Source organism: Pantoea sp. SoEX, from assembly GCF_009829945.1.
Classification (GTDB): domain Bacteria; phylum Pseudomonadota; class Gammaproteobacteria; order Enterobacterales; family Enterobacteriaceae; genus Pantoea_C.
This window is the reverse complement of sequence record NZ_SZZT01000001.1, coordinates 248,011-268,784: the sequence shown is the minus strand read 5'-3', so window position 1 is coordinate 268,784 and position 20,774 is coordinate 248,011. Positions and strand designations below refer to the sequence as shown.

At 25.9% G+C, this 20,774-nt stretch carries 18 protein-coding genes; 11 read left to right on the top strand and 7 right to left on the bottom strand.

The genetic code is table 11. The annotated features are described in order from the left end of the window. The first annotated feature begins 264 nt into the window (after positions 1–264). The 11 genes from rluC to FD726_RS01095 all read left to right on the top strand — a co-directional run bounded on the left by rluC (position 265) and on the right by FD726_RS01095 (position 9,856). Positions 265–1,230 (top strand): 23S rRNA pseudouridine(955/2504/2580) synthase RluC, encoded by a 966-nt coding sequence (rluC, locus tag FD726_RS01145; protein ID WP_159989745.1) that lies wholly within the window; start codon positions 265–267, stop codon positions 1,228–1,230. 285 nt (positions 1,231–1,515) lie between these two features. Beyond that, complete coding sequence (gene rpmF / locus FD726_RS01140) at positions 1,516–1,686, top strand: 50S ribosomal protein L32 (RefSeq protein WP_159989744.1); 171 nt, start codon at positions 1,516–1,518, stop codon at positions 1,684–1,686. A 405-nt stretch (positions 1,687–2,091) separates the two neighbouring features. Continuing rightward, a complete protein-coding gene (locus FD726_RS01135) occupies positions 2,092–3,048 on the top strand; it encodes a beta-ketoacyl-ACP synthase III (RefSeq protein WP_159989743.1) in 957 nt (318 codons plus the stop codon). 20 nt (positions 3,049–3,068) lie between these two features. Continuing rightward, positions 3,069–4,004 carry an ACP S-malonyltransferase gene (gene fabD / locus FD726_RS01130; protein WP_159989742.1) on the top strand — a complete coding sequence of 312 codons (936 nt, stop codon included), beginning with the start codon at positions 3,069–3,071 and terminating at the stop codon, positions 4,002–4,004. A 10-nt stretch (positions 4,005–4,014) separates the two neighbouring features. Further along, positions 4,015–4,749, top strand: coding sequence for a 3-oxoacyl-ACP reductase FabG (gene fabG / locus FD726_RS01125; protein ID WP_159989741.1), 735 nt, complete (start codon positions 4,015–4,017; stop codon positions 4,747–4,749). A gap of 137 nt (positions 4,750–4,886) precedes the next feature. Beyond that, complete coding sequence (gene acpP, locus FD726_RS01120) at positions 4,887–5,123, top strand: acyl carrier protein (protein ID WP_136132200.1); 237 nt, start codon at positions 4,887–4,889, stop codon at positions 5,121–5,123. 317 nt (positions 5,124–5,440) lie between these two features. Next, on the top strand, positions 5,441–6,076 hold the full coding sequence (gene tmk, locus FD726_RS01115; RefSeq protein WP_159989740.1) for a dTMP kinase: 636 nt from the start codon (positions 5,441–5,443) through the stop codon (positions 6,074–6,076). 2 nt (positions 6,077–6,078) lie between these two features. Continuing rightward, positions 6,079–7,044, top strand: coding sequence for a DNA polymerase III subunit delta' C-terminal domain-containing protein (locus tag FD726_RS01110; RefSeq protein WP_159989739.1), 966 nt, complete (start codon positions 6,079–6,081; stop codon positions 7,042–7,044). A gap of 39 nt (positions 7,045–7,083) precedes the next feature. Beyond that, positions 7,084–7,866 carry a YchF/TatD family DNA exonuclease gene (locus tag FD726_RS01105; RefSeq protein WP_159989738.1) on the top strand — a complete coding sequence of 261 codons (783 nt, stop codon included), beginning with the start codon at positions 7,084–7,086 and terminating at the stop codon, positions 7,864–7,866. Positions 7,867–7,972: 106 nt separating this feature from the next. Continuing rightward, complete coding sequence (ptsG, locus tag FD726_RS01100; protein ID WP_159989737.1) at positions 7,973–9,418, top strand: PTS glucose transporter subunit IIBC; 1,446 nt, start codon at positions 7,973–7,975, stop codon at positions 9,416–9,418. A gap of 93 nt (positions 9,419–9,511) precedes the next feature. Further along, positions 9,512–9,856, top strand: a complete 345-nt coding sequence (locus FD726_RS01095) for an HIT domain-containing protein (protein WP_159989736.1) — start codon at positions 9,512–9,514, stop codon at positions 9,854–9,856. A 6-nt stretch (positions 9,857–9,862) separates the two neighbouring features. On the opposite strand, the gene mfd is transcribed toward FD726_RS01095, so the two are convergent. The 7 genes from mfd to mnmA all read right to left on the bottom strand — a co-directional run bounded on the left by mfd (position 9,863) and on the right by mnmA (position 20,672). Beyond that, complete coding sequence (gene mfd / locus FD726_RS01090; protein ID WP_159989735.1) at positions 9,863–13,315, bottom strand: transcription-repair coupling factor; 3,453 nt, start codon at positions 13,313–13,315, stop codon at positions 9,863–9,865. Positions 13,316–13,673: 358 nt separating this feature from the next. Then, complete coding sequence (potD, locus tag FD726_RS01085; protein WP_159989734.1) at positions 13,674–14,714, bottom strand: spermidine/putrescine ABC transporter substrate-binding protein PotD; 1,041 nt, start codon at positions 14,712–14,714, stop codon at positions 13,674–13,676. Between the two features lie 13 nt (positions 14,715–14,727). Beyond that, positions 14,728–15,501 carry a spermidine/putrescine ABC transporter permease PotC gene (gene potC / locus FD726_RS01080; protein WP_159989733.1) on the bottom strand — a complete coding sequence of 258 codons (774 nt, stop codon included), beginning with the start codon at positions 15,499–15,501 and terminating at the stop codon, positions 14,728–14,730. A gap of 14 nt (positions 15,502–15,515) precedes the next feature. Further along, on the bottom strand, positions 15,516–16,361 hold the full coding sequence (gene potB, locus FD726_RS01075) for a spermidine/putrescine ABC transporter permease PotB (RefSeq protein WP_204162667.1): 846 nt from the start codon (positions 16,359–16,361) through the stop codon (positions 15,516–15,518). Next, positions 16,342–17,454: a spermidine/putrescine ABC transporter ATP-binding protein PotA gene (gene potA / locus FD726_RS01070; RefSeq protein WP_159989732.1), complete on the bottom strand. Its 1,113-nt coding sequence runs from the start codon at positions 17,452–17,454 to the stop codon at positions 16,342–16,344. Before potA ends, potB begins: the two co-directional genes overlap by 20 nt. A gap of 581 nt (positions 17,455–18,035) precedes the next feature. Further along, positions 18,036–19,412, bottom strand: coding sequence for an adenylosuccinate lyase (gene purB, locus FD726_RS01065; protein WP_159989731.1), 1,377 nt, complete (start codon positions 19,410–19,412; stop codon positions 18,036–18,038). A gap of 156 nt (positions 19,413–19,568) precedes the next feature. After that, on the bottom strand, positions 19,569–20,672 hold the full coding sequence (mnmA, locus tag FD726_RS01060; protein WP_159989730.1) for a tRNA 2-thiouridine(34) synthase MnmA: 1,104 nt from the start codon (positions 20,670–20,672) through the stop codon (positions 19,569–19,571). Positions 20,673–20,774 lie beyond the last annotated feature (102 nt).

The window sequence follows — 20,774 nt, the reverse complement described above, 5'->3', positions numbered from 1 at the left end:
TAATGATAAGCAATTTATCTTAGTCTTATATTGTGCTGTATCTTTATTAAACAATACAAAAATAACGATTTTTAAAATTTTTATTGTTGTTAATTAAATTGGATTTAGTATAATATAAAATTAATATAAATCTAAAAATATTATAAATTGATTTATTAATATAACTGGATGTTTTTAATAAAAAATTACAAATAAAATACTGTTATTTAATAAAAAAATTTTACAAATTATTAATACAATTTTTTTTATTAAAAAACTAATAAGATGAAAAACAAGCATTCTGATATAAATACAATCATAATAACTAATAGAAATTTAAATCAAAGAATTGATAATTTTTTAAACTCAAAATTTAAAAAAATTCCTAAAAGTTTTATATACAAAATTCTGAGAAAAGGAAAAATAAAAGTAAATAAAAAACGTGTTAAACCTTTATATAAATTGAAAATAAATGATGAAATAAGCATAATATCTTCTTATTTATATAATGAACATAAAACAATATCCAATATAAAAAAAAATAAAGTAGCTTTTTTAAATAAATTAATCTTATATGAAGATGATTACATAATAGTAATTAACAAACCATCAGGAGTAGCTGTACATGGAGGTAGTGGATTAAGTTTTGGTGTCATAGAAGGCTTAAGATCATTACGTTCTAATTGTTCTTTTTTAGAATTAGTGCATAGATTAGATAGAAGTACATCTGGGTTATTATTGATCGCTAAAAAACGTTCTGCATTAAAGTGTTTACACGAACAGTTGCGTAATAGATTTATAAAAAAAGATTATTTAGCATTAGTACATGGAATTTGGCCATCAAATTTAAAAATAATAAATGCTCCTCTAAAAAAACAAATATCTTTATATAGCAGTAGTAGATCAATGGTATATGTTGATATTAATGGAAAACCTTCAGAAACATATTTTCAAGTAAAAGAATATTTTAGATCTACTACATTATTGAAAGTTCGTCCAATTACAGGTCATACACATCAAATTCGTGTTCATGCTATGCATGCTGGTTATCCTATTTTATTTGATGGACGTTACGGAAAAAATTCATTGGACAATCAAATAGATTTAGGATTAAATAGATTATTTCTTCATGCTCATGCCCTAACATTCCTTCACCCAAAAACAGGTGTAATGACTTATCTAGAAGCACCATTAGACACAATACTTATAAAATGTTTAACTAATCTAAGTTTAAATAAAATCAAAATATAAATAAGTCCAATACATTACATTTGAGATTTTTTATATCAAATAAATATTTAAAATTATTGATTTATAATCATTTAATATAAAATAATCTTTTCTAATTTTTTATTATTTGTTAGAATTACTACTTTAAATAATTTTTATTTTTAATAAAATTAAATTTTGATATATTTTGAAATAATTATATATTATATATAAAGATAAAAGATAGTAGTTAAACTAACCTATATAATTACATTTTTATTTGTTTTTTTAATATCAATATTACTGCAATTATAGGAGTATTATGTTATGGCAGTTCAAAAAAACAAACCTAGTCGTTCTAAAAGAGGCATGCGTCGTTCCCATGATTTTTTAAGAACTAAAACTATATCAGTAGATAAAAAATCAGGTGAAACTCACTTGCGTCACCACATCACTTTAGATGGATACTATAGAGGCTTTAAGTTTATATCAAATTAATTTATTTTAGTCAATTAATATACAATATAAAGTTGGTTTTTGTCATATTTTATTTTAAAAAATTTAATTTAACTTATTGCTTATTAAAATTAACAAATTAGTAGTTACAAAGATAGTTAATGTCAAGCGTTTTTATTTTAACTATAATATATTAATATCTATAATATGCTAAAATTATTTAGTTACTTAGGATTAGAATAATTTAAGATAAAATATTATTTTTATTAATTTAAATTAGTAAAATAATGGTCTTTTAATTAAAAGTATATAGAAATTACTATAAAAAAATAATAAATCAATTGGTTTTTTTGAGGTAAAATAAATATAAAAAAATAACGAAATTAATTAAATCAAACAAATATTTAAGATATTGTAGTACGTTTGATTAGGAGCAATGAATTTACGATGTTCACCAGAATTATTGGCACGGGTAGTTATTTACCTTTAAATATTCGTACAAATGCTGATTTGAATAAGATGGTAGATACATCAGATGAATGGATTATTTCTAGAACTGGAATAAAGGAACGACATATTTCTAAACCCGAGGAAGATGTGGCAAGTATGGGGTTTAATGCTGCAAAAAATGCTTTAAAAATGGCAAACATAAAATATAATCAAATTGAATTAATTATTATAGCAACTACGTCATCCAGTCACGCTTTCCCGAGTTCTGCATGTATGATTCAAAAAATGTTAGAGATAAGAGATTGTACTGCATTCGATCTAGCGGCAGCTTGTACTGGTTTTATTTATGCTTTAAGCGTAGCAGATCAATTCATAAAAAGTGGTAAGATAAAATATGCATTAGTCATTGGTTCTGATACGTTAACTCGAACAGTTAATCCTAATGATCGTAATAGTATTGTTTTATTTGGAGACGGTGCAGGTGCAGTTGTTTTAGCAAATAGTAATCAACCTGGAATTATCTCTACCCATTTACATTCTAATGCGCATTACGCATATCTATTAACTTTACCTTATCAATATAGCGGTATTCATAATAAACAACCAGTTTACTTAAAGATGTCAGGAAATGAAGTTTTTAAAATTGCAATAGAGGAACTAACTTATACTGTACAGGAAACATTGAAATATAATAATTTAAATATAGATATGATAGATTGGTTTATACCACATCAAGCCAATATACGTATTATTCTTGCTATTACAAAAAAACTTGGGATAAACATAAAGAAAGTAGTTATTACAATAGATCGTCATGGTAACACATCTGCAGCTTCAATACCACTGGCACTTGATGAAATAGTGCGTGATGGTCGTGTTAAATCTGGACATATGATTTTACTCAAAGCCTTCGGCGGCGGATTCACCTCGGGTTCGGCCTTGATGCGTTTTTAAGCAGCATAAAGGAGTTAAAGATGACTCAACTAGCTTTTATTTTTCCAGGTCAAGGATCGCAGTATGTTGGGATGCTAAGTGATTTTATAGAAAAATATTCCATAGCTAGACAAACGTTTCAAGAAGCATCAAATATTTTAGGTTATGATTTGTTAAGATTAGTTAACCAAGGACCATATGAGCATTTAAATTGTACTTGGAAAACACAACCAGCTATTTTAACATCTTCTATAGCTATATATCGTATATGGAAACAAGAAGGCGGTAAAAAACCTATACTAATGGCAGGACATAGTTTAGGTGAGTATTCTGCTTTGGTTTGTGCTGGTGTTATAAAATTTACTGATGCCATTCAATTAGTTGAATTTCGTGGTAAAATAATGCAAGAATTGGTTAAAACAAGAATAGGTGCAATGCATGCTATTATAGGTTTAGATGAAATAACTATTAAAAGAATATGTAAAGAAAATAAAAAGAATCAGGTTGTTTCAATAGCAAACTTTAATTCACAAGATCAATTTGTAATTGCAGGTGATAAGGAAGCTGTCTGTCGTACTAGTATTGCATGTAAATTATTAGGAGCATATGTTAAACCTTTGATGGTTAGTGTACCATCTCATTGTATATTAATGAGATCTGCTGCAAAAAAACTAGAAATTAGACTGCAAGAAATAAAATTTGCTAAACCTTCTATATCAATAATTAATAACGTTGATGTTAAAATAGAATATAATGAATATGCTATTCGTAAAGCTTTAATTCGTCAAATGTATAGTGCAGTTCGTTGGTTAGAGATAATTAAATTTATCACTAAAACAGCGGGTATAACAAGATTATTAGAATTTGGTCCAGGTAAAATATTAAGTCAATTGAATAAACGTATTTCAAAAAACCTGAACTCTATAGCCATAAATGATACTAGTTCATTAGTGATTGCATTGAATAAAAATAAATAATAGGTATAAAATGAATTTAAAAGATAAAATTGCATTAGTGACTGGGGCTAGTAGAGGTATTGGTCTTGCAATTGCAGAAAAGTTATCATTTATTGGAACTTATGTTATTGGAACTTCAACAAGTCAAAAGGGAGTTTCAATCATTAATACTTATTTAAAAAATCAAGGTAAAGGTATAATACTAAATGTTAATGATTCAGAATGTATTTCTAGTGTTTTAGAAGAAATAAAATCTGAATATGGTCATATTGATATTTTAGTTAATAATGCAGGTATAACTAGAGATAATTTATTGATACGTATGAGTAATAACGATTGGCAAGATGTTTTAGATACAAATCTTACTTCCGTGTTTAGAATTTCTAAAGCGGTTATACCTTTCATGATAAAAAGACGTATTGGACGCATTATCACTATTAGTTCTATTTCCGGAACTTATGGAAATATCGGTCAAACAAATTATGCAGCATCTAAAGCGGGATTAATTGGATTTAGCAAATCTTTAGCACTTGAAATTGCTTCACGTGGAATTACTGTTAATATAGTATCACCTGGATTTATTGAAACTGATATGACACGAATATTAAATAAAGATCAACGTGCTAACATTTTAGCAAAAATATCTATGAAACGTTTAGGTCAACCTAAAGAAGTAGCTAATGTGGTTGCATTTTTAGCTTCTGAAGAAGCATCATATATAACTGGTGAAATAATTAATGTTAATGGTGGTATGTATATGGTTTAACTTTTTTATAAAAATTATTCGATTCTAAAACCACAAAATTGTGATTTCATTGACCTATATTTTGTTGCATCTTTTTCAATATTTTATAAACTATGAAAATTATCGCATAAGCGAGTTTTGACAGGAAATCAAATAGTATGAGTGATATCGAACAACGAGTTAAGAAAATCATCAGTGAACAACTAGGTGTAAAAGAAGATGAAGTCACTAATTCTGCATCTTTTGTAGATGACCTAGGTGCTGATTCTCTTGATACCGTTGAGCTGGTAATGGCTTTAGAAGAAGAATTTGACACTGAAATTCCAGATGAAGAAGCTGAAAAAATCACTACCGTTCAGGCAGCGATAGATTATATTAATGACCATAAAAGCTAGTATAAGATAATAATTAATATATCCAGATAGTATTATTATACTATCTGGATTTTTAATTAACAAACATTAATATAATTATGTTGTTTAATTTGATATTTTTAGATTAAATATTGATAAATTATCAATATTTTAATAATATAATAAGCGTATTTTTATTTGCTGAACTTAAACTTAAATAAGTATTATATTTAAAAAATAAAATTTATATAAAAAACAAAAGAGATAAAACATAATAATTTTAAATATTATGTTTATCATTAAATAAAACTAATAATTAATAGAACATTATATATTTTTCTAATTTAATATTATAAAAAATGAAAAATAAATTTATTACTGTTGAAGGGTTAGAAAGCGCTGGAAAAACTACTGCATGTAGTATTATAGTCAAAATATTACATGAATATGGTATAAATGATAAAAATATTGTTCTTACTAGAGAACCTGGTGGTACCGTTATAGCAGAAAAATTACGTAATATAATTAAAAATAATAATAATGAAGAACATATATCATATAAAACAGAACTATTGATCATATATGCAGCTAGAGTACAATTAGTAGAAAATGTTATTAGACCAGCATTAAGTTTAGGAAAATGGGTAATAAGTGATCGTTATGATCTTTCCTCTCAAGCTTATCAAGGAGGAGGTAGAAAACTAGGAATAAACATGATTAATAAACTACATTATATGATGTTAGGTACATTCTGTCCAGATATCACATTTTATTTAGATATAACTCCTGATGTTTGTTTAAAACGGTTACAAAAAAAAGGTAAGTTAGATCGCATTGAACAAGAATCACTAGCTTTTTTTGAACGAACTCGTAATTATTATCTCAAAATAATAAAAAACGATGATAATATCGTATTTATTGATGCAAGTCAACCTAAGGATAAAATTAGTATAATTTTAAAAAATTTTTTAATTGATTGGTTAAAAAAACAATAAAAATGGAATGGTATCCGTGGCTTAATAAACCTTATTATAAAATTATTAATCAATATCGAGAAGGTTTTAGTCATCCTGTATTATTGATTCAAGGAAATCAAGGTATAGGTAAAGATTCTCTTTTATGGAAATTAAGTTATTGGCTTTTGTGTAAGATGCCTGTTAATTTAGATTTTTGTGGCAGTTGTAATAGCTGTCGTCTAATGAAAGTCAACACTCATCCAGATTATTACCTTTTTAATGCAAAAAATGCAAGCATAGACATGGTTAGAAATTTAATATCTAACTTATATACATGTTCCCATACATCAAATAGAAAAGTTACATGTATACTTGATGTTGATCATTTGACAAAATATTCGAGTAATGCTTTATTGAAAATAATTGAAGAACCACCATCTAACAGTTTGTTTTTTTTAAGTACTCAAAATTTTTCAACAGTACCTTTAACAATACGTAGTCGTTGTGTAATGTTTCGTTTGTTTCCTCCAAGTGAAGAAGATAGTATATTGTGGATAAAACAAAAATGTCTTCAGAAAGATGAATCAATCATTGTATCTTCTTTACGTCTAAGTAATGGCATGCCAACTAAAGCACTGAATCTTATTACAACTAGTTTGCTTCTTAGAAAAAAATTATATGATACTTTATGTTTTTCACTTAAACAAGATATTTTACAATTATTGCCTATTATTTGTGAAAATGAAATGATATGTATTGATTGGCTAATAAGTTTAATATTAGACGCCATGAAACTACAAAACAATATAACAGAACAGTTAATAAATATAGATCGTAAAGATGTTATTTCTTTATTGGCTAATTCTTTTTCTTTTGATACATTAAATAATAGCATGTATCATTGGATTAAATGTAGAAATACATTAATAAATGTAACAGAAGTTAATAAAGAATTATTGTTAATAAATTCATTATTAATTTGGGTAGAAAATAGTATATCAGGTTAAAATATTATTTAGAAAATTTTAAATTTGAGAAAGAAATATATGTTTATTGTTGATTCGCATTGTCATCTTAATTTACTAGATTATAAAAAAAATCATTGTAATCTTGATGATGTCATAGCAAAAGCATTTGCACGTGATGTAAAATTTATGTTAGCAGTAGCAACCGATTTATCAGATTTTCATAATATGAAAAAATTGGTTGGACAACATAAAAATATTGCACTATCTTGTGGTATACACCCTCTTAATAAACCAGAACTATATAATGTTGATGATATATATTCTCTAGTTATAGATGATCCTAAAGTAATTGCATTAGGAGAAACAGGATTAGATTATCATTACAATGAATATAACAAAATAAACCAACAGACCTCTTTTCGTAATCATATCCGTTTAGGAATAGCTTTAAACAAACCAATCATAGTACATATGAGAAATGCTTTTATAGATACTTTAAATATTTTAAAAGAAGAAAAAAGCGAAATTTGTGGTGGTGTATTACATTGTTTTAGTGAAAATCAACTAGCTGCAAGTAAGTTATTAGATTTAGGGTTTTATATTTCTTTTTCAGGTATAGTGACATTCAATAAAAATAAAAATTTTGATAATATCATTCGTTATGTTCCACTAGATAGAATTTTAGTTGAAACTGATTCACCATATCTTTCTCCTGTACCACATCGTGGTCAAGAAAATCAACCTGCTTACACAAGAGATGTTGCTGAATATATCTCCATTATAAAAAATATAGATATAGAAGAACTTTCAGAAACAACTACTAATAATTTTAAAACATTATTTCATGTTAATGTTAATTAATCAATTTAATTAATAATTTAAACTTATAACAATTCATTCATAATTTAACCTTAATGATCTATAAAAAATAGATTTATATTGATAGATTTATTAGGAGTTCCACAATATGTTAAAAAATGCTTTTGCTAATTTACAAAAAGTGGGTAAATCACTTATGTTACCCATATCAGTATTACCAATTGCAGGCATTTTATTAGGATTAGGATCAGCTAATTTTAGCTTGCTACCTGATACAATGTCACATGTAATGGCAGAAGCTGGTGAATCTGTATTTTCTAATATGCCATTAATTTTTGCAATAGGTATTTCACTAGGTTTTACTAATAATGATGGGGTATCAGCTTTAGCAGCAGTGATATCCTATAGTATAATGATTAAGACCATGATGACTATATCATCATTAATGTTATGTGATACAGTTAAGAATATTGAAATAAAACATCTTGTTGATACGGGTATTTTAGGAGGTATTATTATAGGTTTTTTAGTATCTTATATGTTTAATAAATTTTATCGTATCAAGTTACCAGAGTATTTGGGTTTTTTTGCTGGCAAAAGATTTGTACCAATTATATCTGGTCTATCAGCAATTATTGTTGGTATTTTTCTAGCCGTTATTTGGCCTCCTATAGGATTTTTAATTGGGAATTTTTCAGAATGGGCAGCTTACCAAAATCCAATGATAGCTTTTAGTATTTATGGGTTCATCGAGCGTATTTTAATGCCGTTAGGTTTACATCACATTTGGAATGTCCCTTTTCAAATGCAAATTGGTGAATTTATTACTACATCTGGTCAGATATTTCACGGTGATATTCCAAGATATATGGCTGGAGATCCTACTGCAGGTAAATTGTCAGGAGGATTTCTTTTTAAAATGTATGGATTACCAGCAGCAGCACTTGCAATTTGGCATACATCTAATTCTAAAAATCGTTCTAGAATAGGTGGTATAATGGCTACAGCAATGCTAACTTCTTTTTTAACAGGTATTACTGAGCCTATCGAATTTTCTTTTATGTTTGTTAGTCCTATTCTATATTTTATACATTCAATTTTAGCTGGTTTAGCATTTCCTATTTGTATTTTACTTGATATGAGAAACGGAATTAGTTTTTCACATGGATTAATAGACTTTATTATTTTAAGTGGTCACGGAAATAAAATTTGGTTATTTCCAGCTATTGGAATTTTATATTCTTTAGTCTATTATACTCTGTTTTGTTTGCTGATTGTTAAATTTAACTTAAAAACTCCTGGACGTGAACAATCAATTAAAAATACATTATCTTTAACAACTCATGAAATAGCACAAAAGTTAATAATAGCTTTTGGTGGTAAAGAAAATATTACAAATCTTGATGCTTGTATTACTCGTCTTAGGGTAAAAGTAGTTGATATAAAAAAAGTTAACAGAGAACAACTAGAAGATCTTGGTGCGCAAGGAATAGTTATTTCTGGATCAGGTATACAAGTGATTTTTGGGACTAAATCTGGTAATATTAAAACTGATATGGATGATTATATTAAACTATGTCATCATGAAATATGATTTCAGTTATTATTTCAATAATATAATCAATTTTTTTGTTATTTATAATATATTAATATTTTAATTTAATATCAATTAATTCAGGAACAATATATGGCCCAAGAAACTATTTTTAGTAAAATTATTAATCGTGAAATTGAATCTGATATCTTATATCAAGATGTATTAGTAACAGCTTTTCGTGATATTTTACCTAAAGCACCTATTCATGTATTAATTGTACCTAATATATTAATTCAAAATGTAAATCAAGTTAAACAAGAACATGAAATGATATTAGGTAGAATGTTTATAGTCGCAGCGAGAATTGCAAAACAAGAAAAAATTGATAAAAAAGGATATCGTCTAATCATAAACTGTAATGAACATGGAGGACAAGAAGTTCATCATATCCATATGCACCTTTTAGGCGGGAAAAAATTGGGTCCTATATTATAGGTTATATTATTTATTTGTTAAACTGATAAAAAATTTTTTTATCCATTCTATACGATATTTCTGGTCTTCTATTATAATATCATTACAATATAGTCGCAATTTTTTATTTTCTGTTAGTTTCCATTTAGTGGGTTCTTTTTGAATTAAATTGACTAGCTTTACAGGATCAATGTTGTTTTTTGGAGAAAAATCAAAATATCCTCCTTTATAACCAATTTTTATTTTGCATATACCCAACTCACGAGCTTGAAGACGTAATAATGCTATATCAAACAAATTGTTTGTTGCATTAGGCAATAAACCAAAATTACCAATCATTTCATTTTTTAATTTTTGTATATCATATTTATTTTTAGCACTAGCAATTTTTTTATATAATGATAAACGTAAGTTAACATTTTCTATGAAATATTCTGGAATAAGAGATGGAATTTGAAGTTCTATTTCAATATTATTATATAATAAATTGTCTAATAATTGAGGTTGTTCAAAATTTTTCAAATCTTTAATAGCATTTTCTAATAATTCCATATAAAGTGAAAAACCTAGCATTTCTATTTGTCCACTTTGTTTTTCTCCTAATAATTCACCTGCACCTCTAATTTCTAAATCACTATTAGCCAATGTAAAACCAGCACCAAGTTCTTTAAAAGAAGAAATGACATCAAATCTTTTTACTGCTTTGTTAGTAATAATTTCTTGATTTGGAGTTAATAACCAAGCGTATGCTTGATGATGTGAACGACCAACTCTTCCTCGCAATTGATGTAATTCTGCTAAACCAAAAGTGTCAGCACGTTCGATAATAATTGTATTAGCGTTAGGGATATCAATGCCAGTTTCAATTATAGTAGTACATACCAATACATTAAAATGTTGATGATAAAAATCGTTCATTACTCTTTCTAGATCTTGTTCTTTCATTTTTCCATGAGCGATAGTTATACAAGCTTCTGGAACTAATTTGCTTATATAATGAGCAGTTTTTTCAATATCATTAACTTTATTGTGTAAATAATATACTTGACCGCCTCTTTTAATTTCACGCAAAATGGTTTCTCTTATTATAGAATTACTAAATTCGCTTATAAAAGTCTTAATAGGTAAACGATGTTCTGGAGGAGTATGAATAATAGAAACATCACGCATGCCAGTAATTGCCATATGTAATGTCCGTGGAATCGGAGTAGCAGTTAATGTCAGTATGTCAATATTATTGTATATAGCTTTAATAAGCTCTTTTTGATAGACTCCAAAACGATGTTCTTCATCAATAATTAATAAACCTAAATTTTTCCATTTAATATTTTTATTTAATAGTTTATGAGTACCTATTACAATATTGACTTTTCCTTCTTTTGTTTTTTCTAGTAGATGTTTTTGCTGTTTAATATTTCTAAAATTAGATAACATATCAATATGGACAGACCAGTGTCTAAATCTACTTTTAAAATTTTCATAATGTTGCTGAGCTAAAAGATTAGTTGGAACAAGAATAGCAACTTGTTTATTATTTTCAATTGCAATAAATGCTGCATGCATGGCTACTTCTGTTTTACCAAAACCTACATCACCACATACTAATCTATCCATTGCTATAGGCAGAGACATATCATTTAATATTTCATTTATAGCTTTCTGTTGGTCTACTGTAACATTATATGGAAAATGGTTGCAGAATGATTTGTATCTATTTTTATTATATTTGAAAGCATAACCAATTTTCGATTTACGTTGACAATAAATATCTAAAAGTTCTGCTGCAACATCGCGAATTTTTTCTATAGCCTTTTGTCGAGATTTTTGCCAAACATCACTTCCTAATTTATGAATCGGTACTTTATCATCAGAATGACTTGTATAGTAACTAACTAAATGAAGCGAAGAAACTGGAACATATAGTTTAGTGTTATCAGCATAGGATAGAATTAGATATTCAGAGTTAATACCATTTGTTTCAATAGTTATTAAACCCATATAACGTCCGATACCATGCTCTATATGAACTACTGGTTGACCATAACGTATTTCCTCTACATTAAAAATAATTTTATTAAAATTACTACATTTTTTTATATTTGGATAACAATCGTTAAAATTATCTTGAACTATATCATTATCACAAATTAAAGCTCTATTGTTATTAGTATCTATAAATCCATTACTGATGTTAATAATCATTAAATTTAATTTTTGATTTACTGATTCATTAAAATTATCTATCAAAACTGGTTTTAAATTTAAATGTTCAAATAAATTGTAAAATTTTTTCTGTTGTATCTTATTTTGAACGCAAAATATTACATTACCATTAAATTGATTAATAAATTTATCTAAATTTTTGAGAGAAAATCTATTTAATTCTCTTAAATTTAATAAAGGAAGTGGTATATAACCTAAATTAATATTGGTTGGTTTTTGTGGTAATTTTTTATCTGTTACTTTTATTTGAGGCCAATGATTTAATTGTTGTATCATGTCACGAGGTGTAATCCATAAATGACTAGGGTTTAATAATGCACTAGAACTACTACTGATATTTTTGTAATACCGGTTTATATTTTCCCAAAAATCTATAGCTATATCTTCTATGTTATTATGATTAATAATTGTAGTGTTTGATGGAAGATAACTAAATATAGTTGATAATGGTTGATCGAAAAATAGAGGATACCAATATTCAATACCAGCAGGTATAATTCCTATATTCATATTTTTATTTATGTAATATTCTTCATGAGTAGAAATATCAAAAAAATTTTTCCATCTCTTACAAAATAGCTCTATTGAAACTTTATCAACAGGAAATTCATGAGTAGGCAATAAATGAATTTTTATTACTTTATTAACAAATTTTTGGTTATGTAAATTGATATTACTAATGTTATTTACAATATTTTTAATCAAATTTATAGAATAAATTTGATTATATCCAATAGGGAATAAATCAAAAAAAACATCTTTTTTGATTCTATATTCACCTTGCTCTACTATTTGATTAACATATCTATAACCAATTTTTTCTAATTTATTTTTAAAATAATCTTTGGATAATTTTTGTCCTTCCTTTATTAGCAAACTATTACTAGAAATATAAGGACATGGACAAATACGTTGCATTAATGTTTTTACCGATAATATTAATATTCCATGTTTTATATTTAATAATTGAGAAAGTATAAAGATTCTATTTGATATGTTTTTTTTATTAGGAGATGATCTTGTATAAGGTGCTATTTCCCAATCAGGAAAATAATAAACAGGACTTTTAGTAAATTGTTTTATTTCATTAAAAAGTTGAGTAGCAGTTTTTTTATCTGATGTAATTATTAATATAAAACCAAAATAATTTTCTATTATATTAGCATACTCTATTGCATATGAAGTACCAACTAATTCACCAAAATTGTAAATTTCTCCAGCTTTTTTAGGTAGAAGATAATTATTTTTTTTAAACATAAAAATTCAAAATTTTCCATTTTTTATCTAATGTATTATGATCTAAAATTTAGAACACGAATACATAAATCGTTATTACAAATATTATTAATAATTAATTATTTTAAATAAATTTGCATCATCTTTATCTAAAATTTTAGGAAAAATATCGTATTTTTATTACATAGTGAAATAATACATTAAAGTAATCTTTCTAAAAAAACACATGGATATTCTGTAATTCAAAACTACATATATTATTTTTTATACAGAAATAATATCTAAATTTTATAATGGTCAATGCATATTTATTTTTTGTAACTAATAATAAATATAAATAATGAAAACAAATTAATTTAATTAATAATTAGGTATCTTCCTAATGATTAGCTTTAAGTTTTTGAAATAAAGTTTCGTACTCTCTACTGGCATTTCCTACATCATTTTGCCATTCACCGTTTTTTAAAAGTTCATCAGAAGGATATAACAATTTATCATTAATCATTTGTTTAGGTAAAAATTTTTTTGCTTCTCTATTTGCTGTCGGATATCCAATTGCAATAGCAACTTTAGCAGCTATTTCTGGGCGAAGTAAAAAATTTATAAGTTTTAAAGCACCTTGTTTATTTTTTGCATTTACTGGAATTGCAAGATTATCCATCCAAAATATTCCACCTTCTTTAGGCCAAATTGTTTTTAACGGAGCACCTGATTTACGAGCTACATAAGCAGAACCGTTCCAAACCATGCCTAGTAATACATCACCTTCCATATAAGTATTTCCAGGATTATCAGAATTAAATGTTATTACATTTGGCATTAGTTTTTTCAATTCACTATATGCAGCATTAATTTCTTTTAAATTTCTAGTATTTCCTGATAAACCAAGTTTAAGTAGTGCTATTTGAAATACTTCACGAGCATCGTCTATTAATAATAAACTTTTTTTATATTGAGGTTTCCATAGATCAGACCAGCTAGTTATAGTTTTTGGATCAATTTCAGCAGAATTTACTCCTATAATTGTAGCACCCCAAATATATGGAATAGAATAATTATTATTAGGATCAAATGGTTTATTTAATAACTTTTTATCTAAGTTTTTAAAATTAGTTAATTTACCTTTATCAATTTTTTGTAACATTCCTTCTTTGCGCATTTTAGCTATAAAATAACTTGACGGAACTATCAAATCATATGATCCGCTTTTCCAAGTTTTTAGTTTAGAATACATCAGTTCATTCGATTCATAAGTTGAATAGATAACTTTAATACCTGTTTCTTTAGTAAATTGCTCTAACAATCCTGATGGGACATATTCAGTCCAATTATAAAAATATAATGTATTATTAACATCTGCTTTAGCAAAATTTAACACTAAAACTAATAAACCAATGAATAATTTAATACAATAATTCATTATTACTCCTCCTTTATTTTATTTTCTTAAGAAGTAAAAACTGACTACAAACAACTAATAATAAGGATATTAATACTAAAATCACTGTAATTGCATTTACTTCAGGAGAAACCCCAACTTTAACCATAGAATAAATTTTTAAAGGCAAAATTTCAAAGTTAGGACTTGAAACAAAAGATGATACTATAACGTCATCTATAGATAAAGTAAAACTAAGCAACCATCCTGCAGCTACTGCTGGAATTGCTAATGGTAAAATTATTTTATTTAAAATAGTAATTTCATTTGCACCTAAATCTTTTGCAGCTTCGAACATCCGCATGTCAAAATCTTTTAACCATGAATAAATAGTTACCACTACGAAAGGAAGACAAAAAGTAATATGAGCAATCAGTAAAGACCAAAAACCTAAAGGTATTCCTAATAGAATAAATAATGCTAACAGTGAAATTGCCATCACTATATCTGGTGACATCATTACTGTAAATAACATACTATTAACAAATTGTTTTCCATGAAAATTATATCGATATAATGATATAGCAGTTAAAGAACCTATAATAGTAGCTATACTAGCAGAACAAAATCCTATAATTAATGAATTCTGAGAAGCTTGAATTAAACTATCATTATTTATTAAAATTCTATACCAATATGTACTGAATCCTTGCCAATGAATACCTAATTTAGATATGTTAAATGAATTAATAATTAAAATTAATATAGGAATATACAGCCAACCATAAATGATAGAAATAAAACTACCACGTAAATAAGGTCCAATCATTATTAATAATCACCTTAACCTTTTAATAAACGCATAGTACGCCAATAAATGAACAACATTATCCACATTAAAAATGTTAATACAATACTTATAGAAGCACCAAATGGCCAATCTCTAATATTAAGAAATTGATTTTTTATTATATTTCCTATAAGTAGATTTTTTGCACCTCCCATTAAATCAGAAACATAAAACATACCCATAGCTGGAATCATTACTAATAAACATCCAGCAATAATTCCAGGCATACTAAGAGGTAAAATAACATAAAAAAATGTTTGTATCTTATTAGCTCCTAGATCGTAAGCAACTTCTAAGCAAGTTTTATCTAATTTTTCTAAATTAGAATAAATTGGTAAAATCATAAAAGGTAATAGAATATATACTAATCCCAATATTACTGCCTGTGGTTTATATATAATATGAAATGGTTTATTAATTAAACCAATCCATATTAAAAAATTATTTAACCAACCTCTAGTACTTAATAAAATTTTCAAACAATAAATTCTAACTAATGAATTAGTCCAAAATGGTACTATTAATAAAAATAACATTAATGTTTTTATGTTTTTAGGTAATTTAGTTAAACACCAAGCAAAGGGATACCCTAGTAATAAACAAGATACGGTTGCTACCAATGCTATATTTAAAGAATGTAATAAAACTTTTATATATAGAGGATCCAATAATCTTACATAATTTTCAAATGTAAATGTTAACTTTATTAAATTGTTGTCATCTTGCGTCAAAAAACTAGTGATAATAATCATTAAATTTGGTAAAAACACAAATGTAATTAACCATACTACTATTAACAAAATGACTATTTTTTGAAATTTATTGTTCATCAACTTCATATGGTAAAACTACCTCCCAACTTTTTACCCAATTTACAGCCATTTTTTGATCTAAAATATGATCAACATCTGGATCATCTTCATTAAAAAATTCACTTACAGTTATTAATTTACCGTTCTCTAGTTCTATAGTAGATTCTAGTGTCATACCTTTATAATTTAATTCTCGTACGTAACCAATTAATCCATCTATATTATTATCGTATAATTCTTTAACTCTTAAATCTTCTGGACGTAACATTACATGTAGCTTATCACCTACTTTAACAGGAAAAGGACAATAAATATCACATTCGTAACCTTCAATGGATGCGCGAATATATGAATTTTTATAATTTTTTATTACTGTTGTATCGAAAACATTAATTTCCCCAATAAAACGCGCTACAAATAAATTTTTTGGTTTTTCATATATTTCACGTGGAGTCCCATCTTGTTCAATTTTTCCATTACGCATTACTACAATGCGATCAGACATTACTAGAGCTTCTTCTTGATCATGAGTAACGAAAATAAAAGTAATACCGAGTTTACGTTGTAGTGCTTTAAGTTCATTTTGCATTTGTTTACGTAATTTATAATCTAATGCTGATAAAGGTTCATCTAATAATAAGACTTTTGGACGATTTATTACTGCTCTAGCAATAGCTACACGTTGTTGTTGTCCTCCAGACAGCTGATGTGGGTGTCGTTGACTAAAGTGTTCTAGTTGTACCATTGCTAATGCATCTTTAACTCGTATATTAATTTCATTAGAAGTAGTTTTTTGCATTCGTAAACCAAATGCTACATTTTCAAATACGGACATATGTGGAAAAAGAGCATAGCTTTGAAATACTGTATTGACGTGTCTCTTTTCGGCTGATGTATCAGTGATATTATTATCATTAAGTAAAATATAACCTTTATTAGCTATTTCTAATCCGGCAATTAAACGTAAAATAGTAGTTTTGCCACAACCTGAGGGACCAAGGATAGTGAGAAACTCACCGTTATAAATGTTTAAACTGAAATTGTCAATAATTAATTTATTATCAAAAGATTTACTAATATCAGATAGCTTAACTAAAGATTTTTTTGTATTTTCGATCATTTCAGTCTCATTATATTCAAAATTATAAATTAGATATTTTTTAAAACATTTATCATATTAGAAATATATTATATTAATAATCACAATAACTTAGAAATAGTTGTTGTTATTATTTAATAAATATATAATATGTTTCATATTATTGTTATTTATAATAACTAATTGATTTTTAAATTATTATAGTGAATTAGTTAATTAAAATTATTTATTAATTAATGTACTAATAATTAAATAGATATATTAATACTTAATAATGAGTTTTTAATTAAATATATAAGTAATATTATTTGTATTAATAATTAAACAATAATATTTTCATATAACTATCACTAGTTATCATAATAACTATAAAATATTCAACATATTATTTTAATGTCTATAATTTATTTACAGAACAGTAAAATAAGATATTATTTAAAATCATTTTAATTATAATAAATTTGGTATTCGTTGCTATTGTTTTACAATAGAACCAAAAAGGAACAATATATTAATCACAAATATCTATTTTAAAATTAATTTTGTTTTTTATATATCATTAATAATTAATATATTAAATATACATAAGACAGCATACTAGTTTAATCTGCTAATAAATTATCAACTAATTTGCCAGCATATCCAATATAATTACTGGGTGTTAGCTGTTTTAATCGTATTTTTTCTTTTTCTGGTATATCTAGTTCATTTATAAAATCGTATATGTTTAATGCAGTAATATAATTTCCACGTGTTAGATTTTTTAGTTTTTCATATGGTTTATTAATACCATATCGGCGCATTATAGTTTGAATGGGTTCAGCTAATATAGACCAGTTATTATTCAATTCAGTAATTATAGGATGTTTATTTATTTCTAATTTAGCAATTCCTTTCAATGCTGATTTATAAGCTAAAATAGAATAACCCATACTACTTCCTATATTCCGTAATACAGTAGAATCTGTAAGATCTCTTTGCCAACGAGATATAGGCAATTTGTTTGCTAAATGTTGCATCATAGCATTAGATATTCCTAAATTACCTTCAGAATTTTCTAAGTCAATTGGATTTATTTTATGAGGCATAGTAGAAGAACCAATTTCTTTATTTTTAATTTTTTGCTTAAAATAATTTAATGATATATAACCCCAAATGTCACGATTAAAATCTATTAATATATTATTGAATAGGATTATACAATTAAGTAATTCAGCTATGTAATCATGTGGTTCAATTTGAGTAGTATAAGGATTCCATTTTATATCAAAAGAAGTTACAAATTCTTTAGTTAGTTTAAGCCAATTTACTTCAGGATATGAGAAAACATGAGCATTATAATTTCCAACAGCACCATTCATCTTACCTAAGATTTCAATCTTATCTAATTTTTTTAATTGACGCTGCATACGAAATACAGTATTTGCCATTTCCTTACCTATTGTAGAAGGAGTAGCAGGTTGTCCATGTGTTCTAGATATTACAGTAATATCTCTATATTTTTTTGCTAAAATTTTTATTTCTTTAATCAATTTTTTCCAATAAGGTATTATTATATCATGACGAGCTTTCTTTAAAAGAATAGCATAAGATAAATTATTGATATCTTCAGAAGTACAAGCAAAATGGACAAATTCAGAAATTTTATATAATGATGGAAATTTTGCTATTTTTTCTTTTATAAAGTACTCCACAGCTTTCACATCATGGTTAATATCTCTTTCAATTGACTTAATGCGATTTGCATCATCTATATTAAAATTATTAATAATTTTATTAAGAAAATCTTTCGTTTCCTTACAAAACAATGGAACTTCTTGAATTTCTGTAGTATCAGAAAGTTTTTGTAACCAATGTATTTCAATTTTTACACGATATTGCAATAAATTATATTCAGTAAATATATTACGCAATTCACTCAATTCATCTCTATAACGACCATCTATAGGTGATATATTTGTTAATCCAGTTAATAACATTTTAAAATTCCTTAATTATTTCTCTGTTAATTTTTATGATTTATTAAAATAGTTATGTTAATAAATAATTAACATGTAATTTCTTTAGACTTTAGAGAATAAATAAATCATACATTACATAAATAAGTTTTTTAATATATTTAATCAAATAATATGTTATAATAGAGGTAATCTCTCTTGAATTATACCACCGCCAAGACAAATTTGATTTTGATAAAATACAGCTGATTGACCCGGTGTAACAGCTATTACAGGAGTTTTAAATATTACTTTTATGCAATTATTAGTATACGGTGTGATTATACAAGCAATATCTGGTTGTTGATGTCTGATTTTCACACTACAATTTAAAATATTATTAATTACCGTATCATTTATCCAATGTAAATTAGAAGCTATTAAGCCAATGGAAGATAAACTGGGGTTGTTATTACCTTGAGCTACTATTAAACGGTTACTAAAAATTTCTTTATCAACAACATACCATGGATTATTATGATATTTTTTTAATCCACCAATACCTAAACCTTTACGTTGTCCTAATGTGTAATATATTACTCCTTTATGTTTACCAATTTTTTGACCATTAACGCTTACTATATCACCTTCTTTATATGGTAAATAATTTTTTAAAAATTCAGTGAATTTTCTTTTTCCTATAAAACAAATTCCCATCGAATCTTTTTTTAATGCATTAATAAAATTAAGTTTTTTTGCAATATTTCGCACTTGTGTTTTTTTTATTTCACCAAGTGGAAAAATAACTTTATTAAGTTGTTTCTGATTTAATGTATAGAGGAAATAACTTTGATCTTTAGTAAGATCTACTGCACGTAATAAATATTTACAACTAGAGTTATTACAATGAGTACGAACATAATGACCAGTAGAAATAAAATCAGCTCCAAGTTCTTCAGTAGCAAATTTAAGAAACAATTTAAATTTTATTTCTTTATTACAAATAATATCAGGGTTAGGAGTATATCCCATTTTATATCCGTTAAGAAATGGTTCAAAAACGTTATTCCAATATTCTTCAGCAAAACTAATTTTATGTAAATTAATACCAATTTTATCACAAACCGATTGAGCATCTGATAAATCATTTATGGAGTTACATCCTTCTCCATCATCATCTTCCCAGTTTTTCATAAATAATCCTTCAACATGGTAGTTTTGATTTCTTAATAACCAAGCAGATACAGAAGAATCAACGCCTCCAGACATTCCAACAATAACTTTTTTTTTATTTATAATCATCTGATATTTAATTGTTATATTTTTTTAAAAAATGCGTAACTATATGACTATTAATTATTTTGGAATAATCATTGTAATAAATATTTTTAATCATATATAATT

Coding starts and splice junctions, on each gene's coding strand:
- ptsG (WP_159989737.1), top strand. CDS start 7,973: ATGTTAAAAAATGCTTTTGCTAATTTACAAAAAGTGGGTAAATCACTT.
- potD (WP_159989734.1), bottom strand. CDS start 14,714: ATGAATTATTGTATTAAATTATTCATTGGTTTATTAGTTTTAGTGTTA.
- fabG (WP_159989741.1), top strand. CDS start 4,015: ATGAATTTAAAAGATAAAATTGCATTAGTGACTGGGGCTAGTAGAGGT.
- rluC (WP_159989745.1), top strand. CDS start 265: ATGAAAAACAAGCATTCTGATATAAATACAATCATAATAACTAATAGA.
- mnmA (WP_159989730.1), bottom strand. CDS start 20,672: ATGATTATAAATAAAAAAAAAGTTATTGTTGGAATGTCTGGAGGCGTT.
- mfd (WP_159989735.1), bottom strand. CDS start 13,315: ATGTTTAAAAAAAATAATTATCTTCTACCTAAAAAAGCTGGAGAAATT.
- rpmF (WP_159989744.1), top strand. CDS start 1,516: ATGGCAGTTCAAAAAAACAAACCTAGTCGTTCTAAAAGAGGCATGCGT.
- fabD (WP_159989742.1), top strand. CDS start 3,069: ATGACTCAACTAGCTTTTATTTTTCCAGGTCAAGGATCGCAGTATGTT.
- potC (WP_159989733.1), bottom strand. CDS start 15,501: ATGATTGGACCTTATTTACGTGGTAGTTTTATTTCTATCATTTATGGT.
- FD726_RS01095 (WP_159989736.1), top strand. CDS start 9,512: ATGGCCCAAGAAACTATTTTTAGTAAAATTATTAATCGTGAAATTGAA.
- potB (WP_204162667.1), bottom strand. CDS start 16,361: ATGAAGTTGATGAACAATAAATTTCAAAAAATAGTCATTTTGTTAATA.
- tmk (WP_159989740.1), top strand. CDS start 5,441: ATGAAAAATAAATTTATTACTGTTGAAGGGTTAGAAAGCGCTGGAAAA.
- acpP (WP_136132200.1), top strand. CDS start 4,887: ATGAGTGATATCGAACAACGAGTTAAGAAAATCATCAGTGAACAACTA.
- FD726_RS01105 (WP_159989738.1), top strand. CDS start 7,084: ATGTTTATTGTTGATTCGCATTGTCATCTTAATTTACTAGATTATAAA.
- potA (WP_159989732.1), bottom strand. CDS start 17,454: ATGATCGAAAATACAAAAAAATCTTTAGTTAAGCTATCTGATATTAGT.
- purB (WP_159989731.1), bottom strand. CDS start 19,412: ATGTTATTAACTGGATTAACAAATATATCACCTATAGATGGTCGTTAT.
- FD726_RS01135 (WP_159989743.1), top strand. CDS start 2,092: ATGTTCACCAGAATTATTGGCACGGGTAGTTATTTACCTTTAAATATT.
- FD726_RS01110 (WP_159989739.1), top strand. CDS start 6,079: ATGGAATGGTATCCGTGGCTTAATAAACCTTATTATAAAATTATTAAT.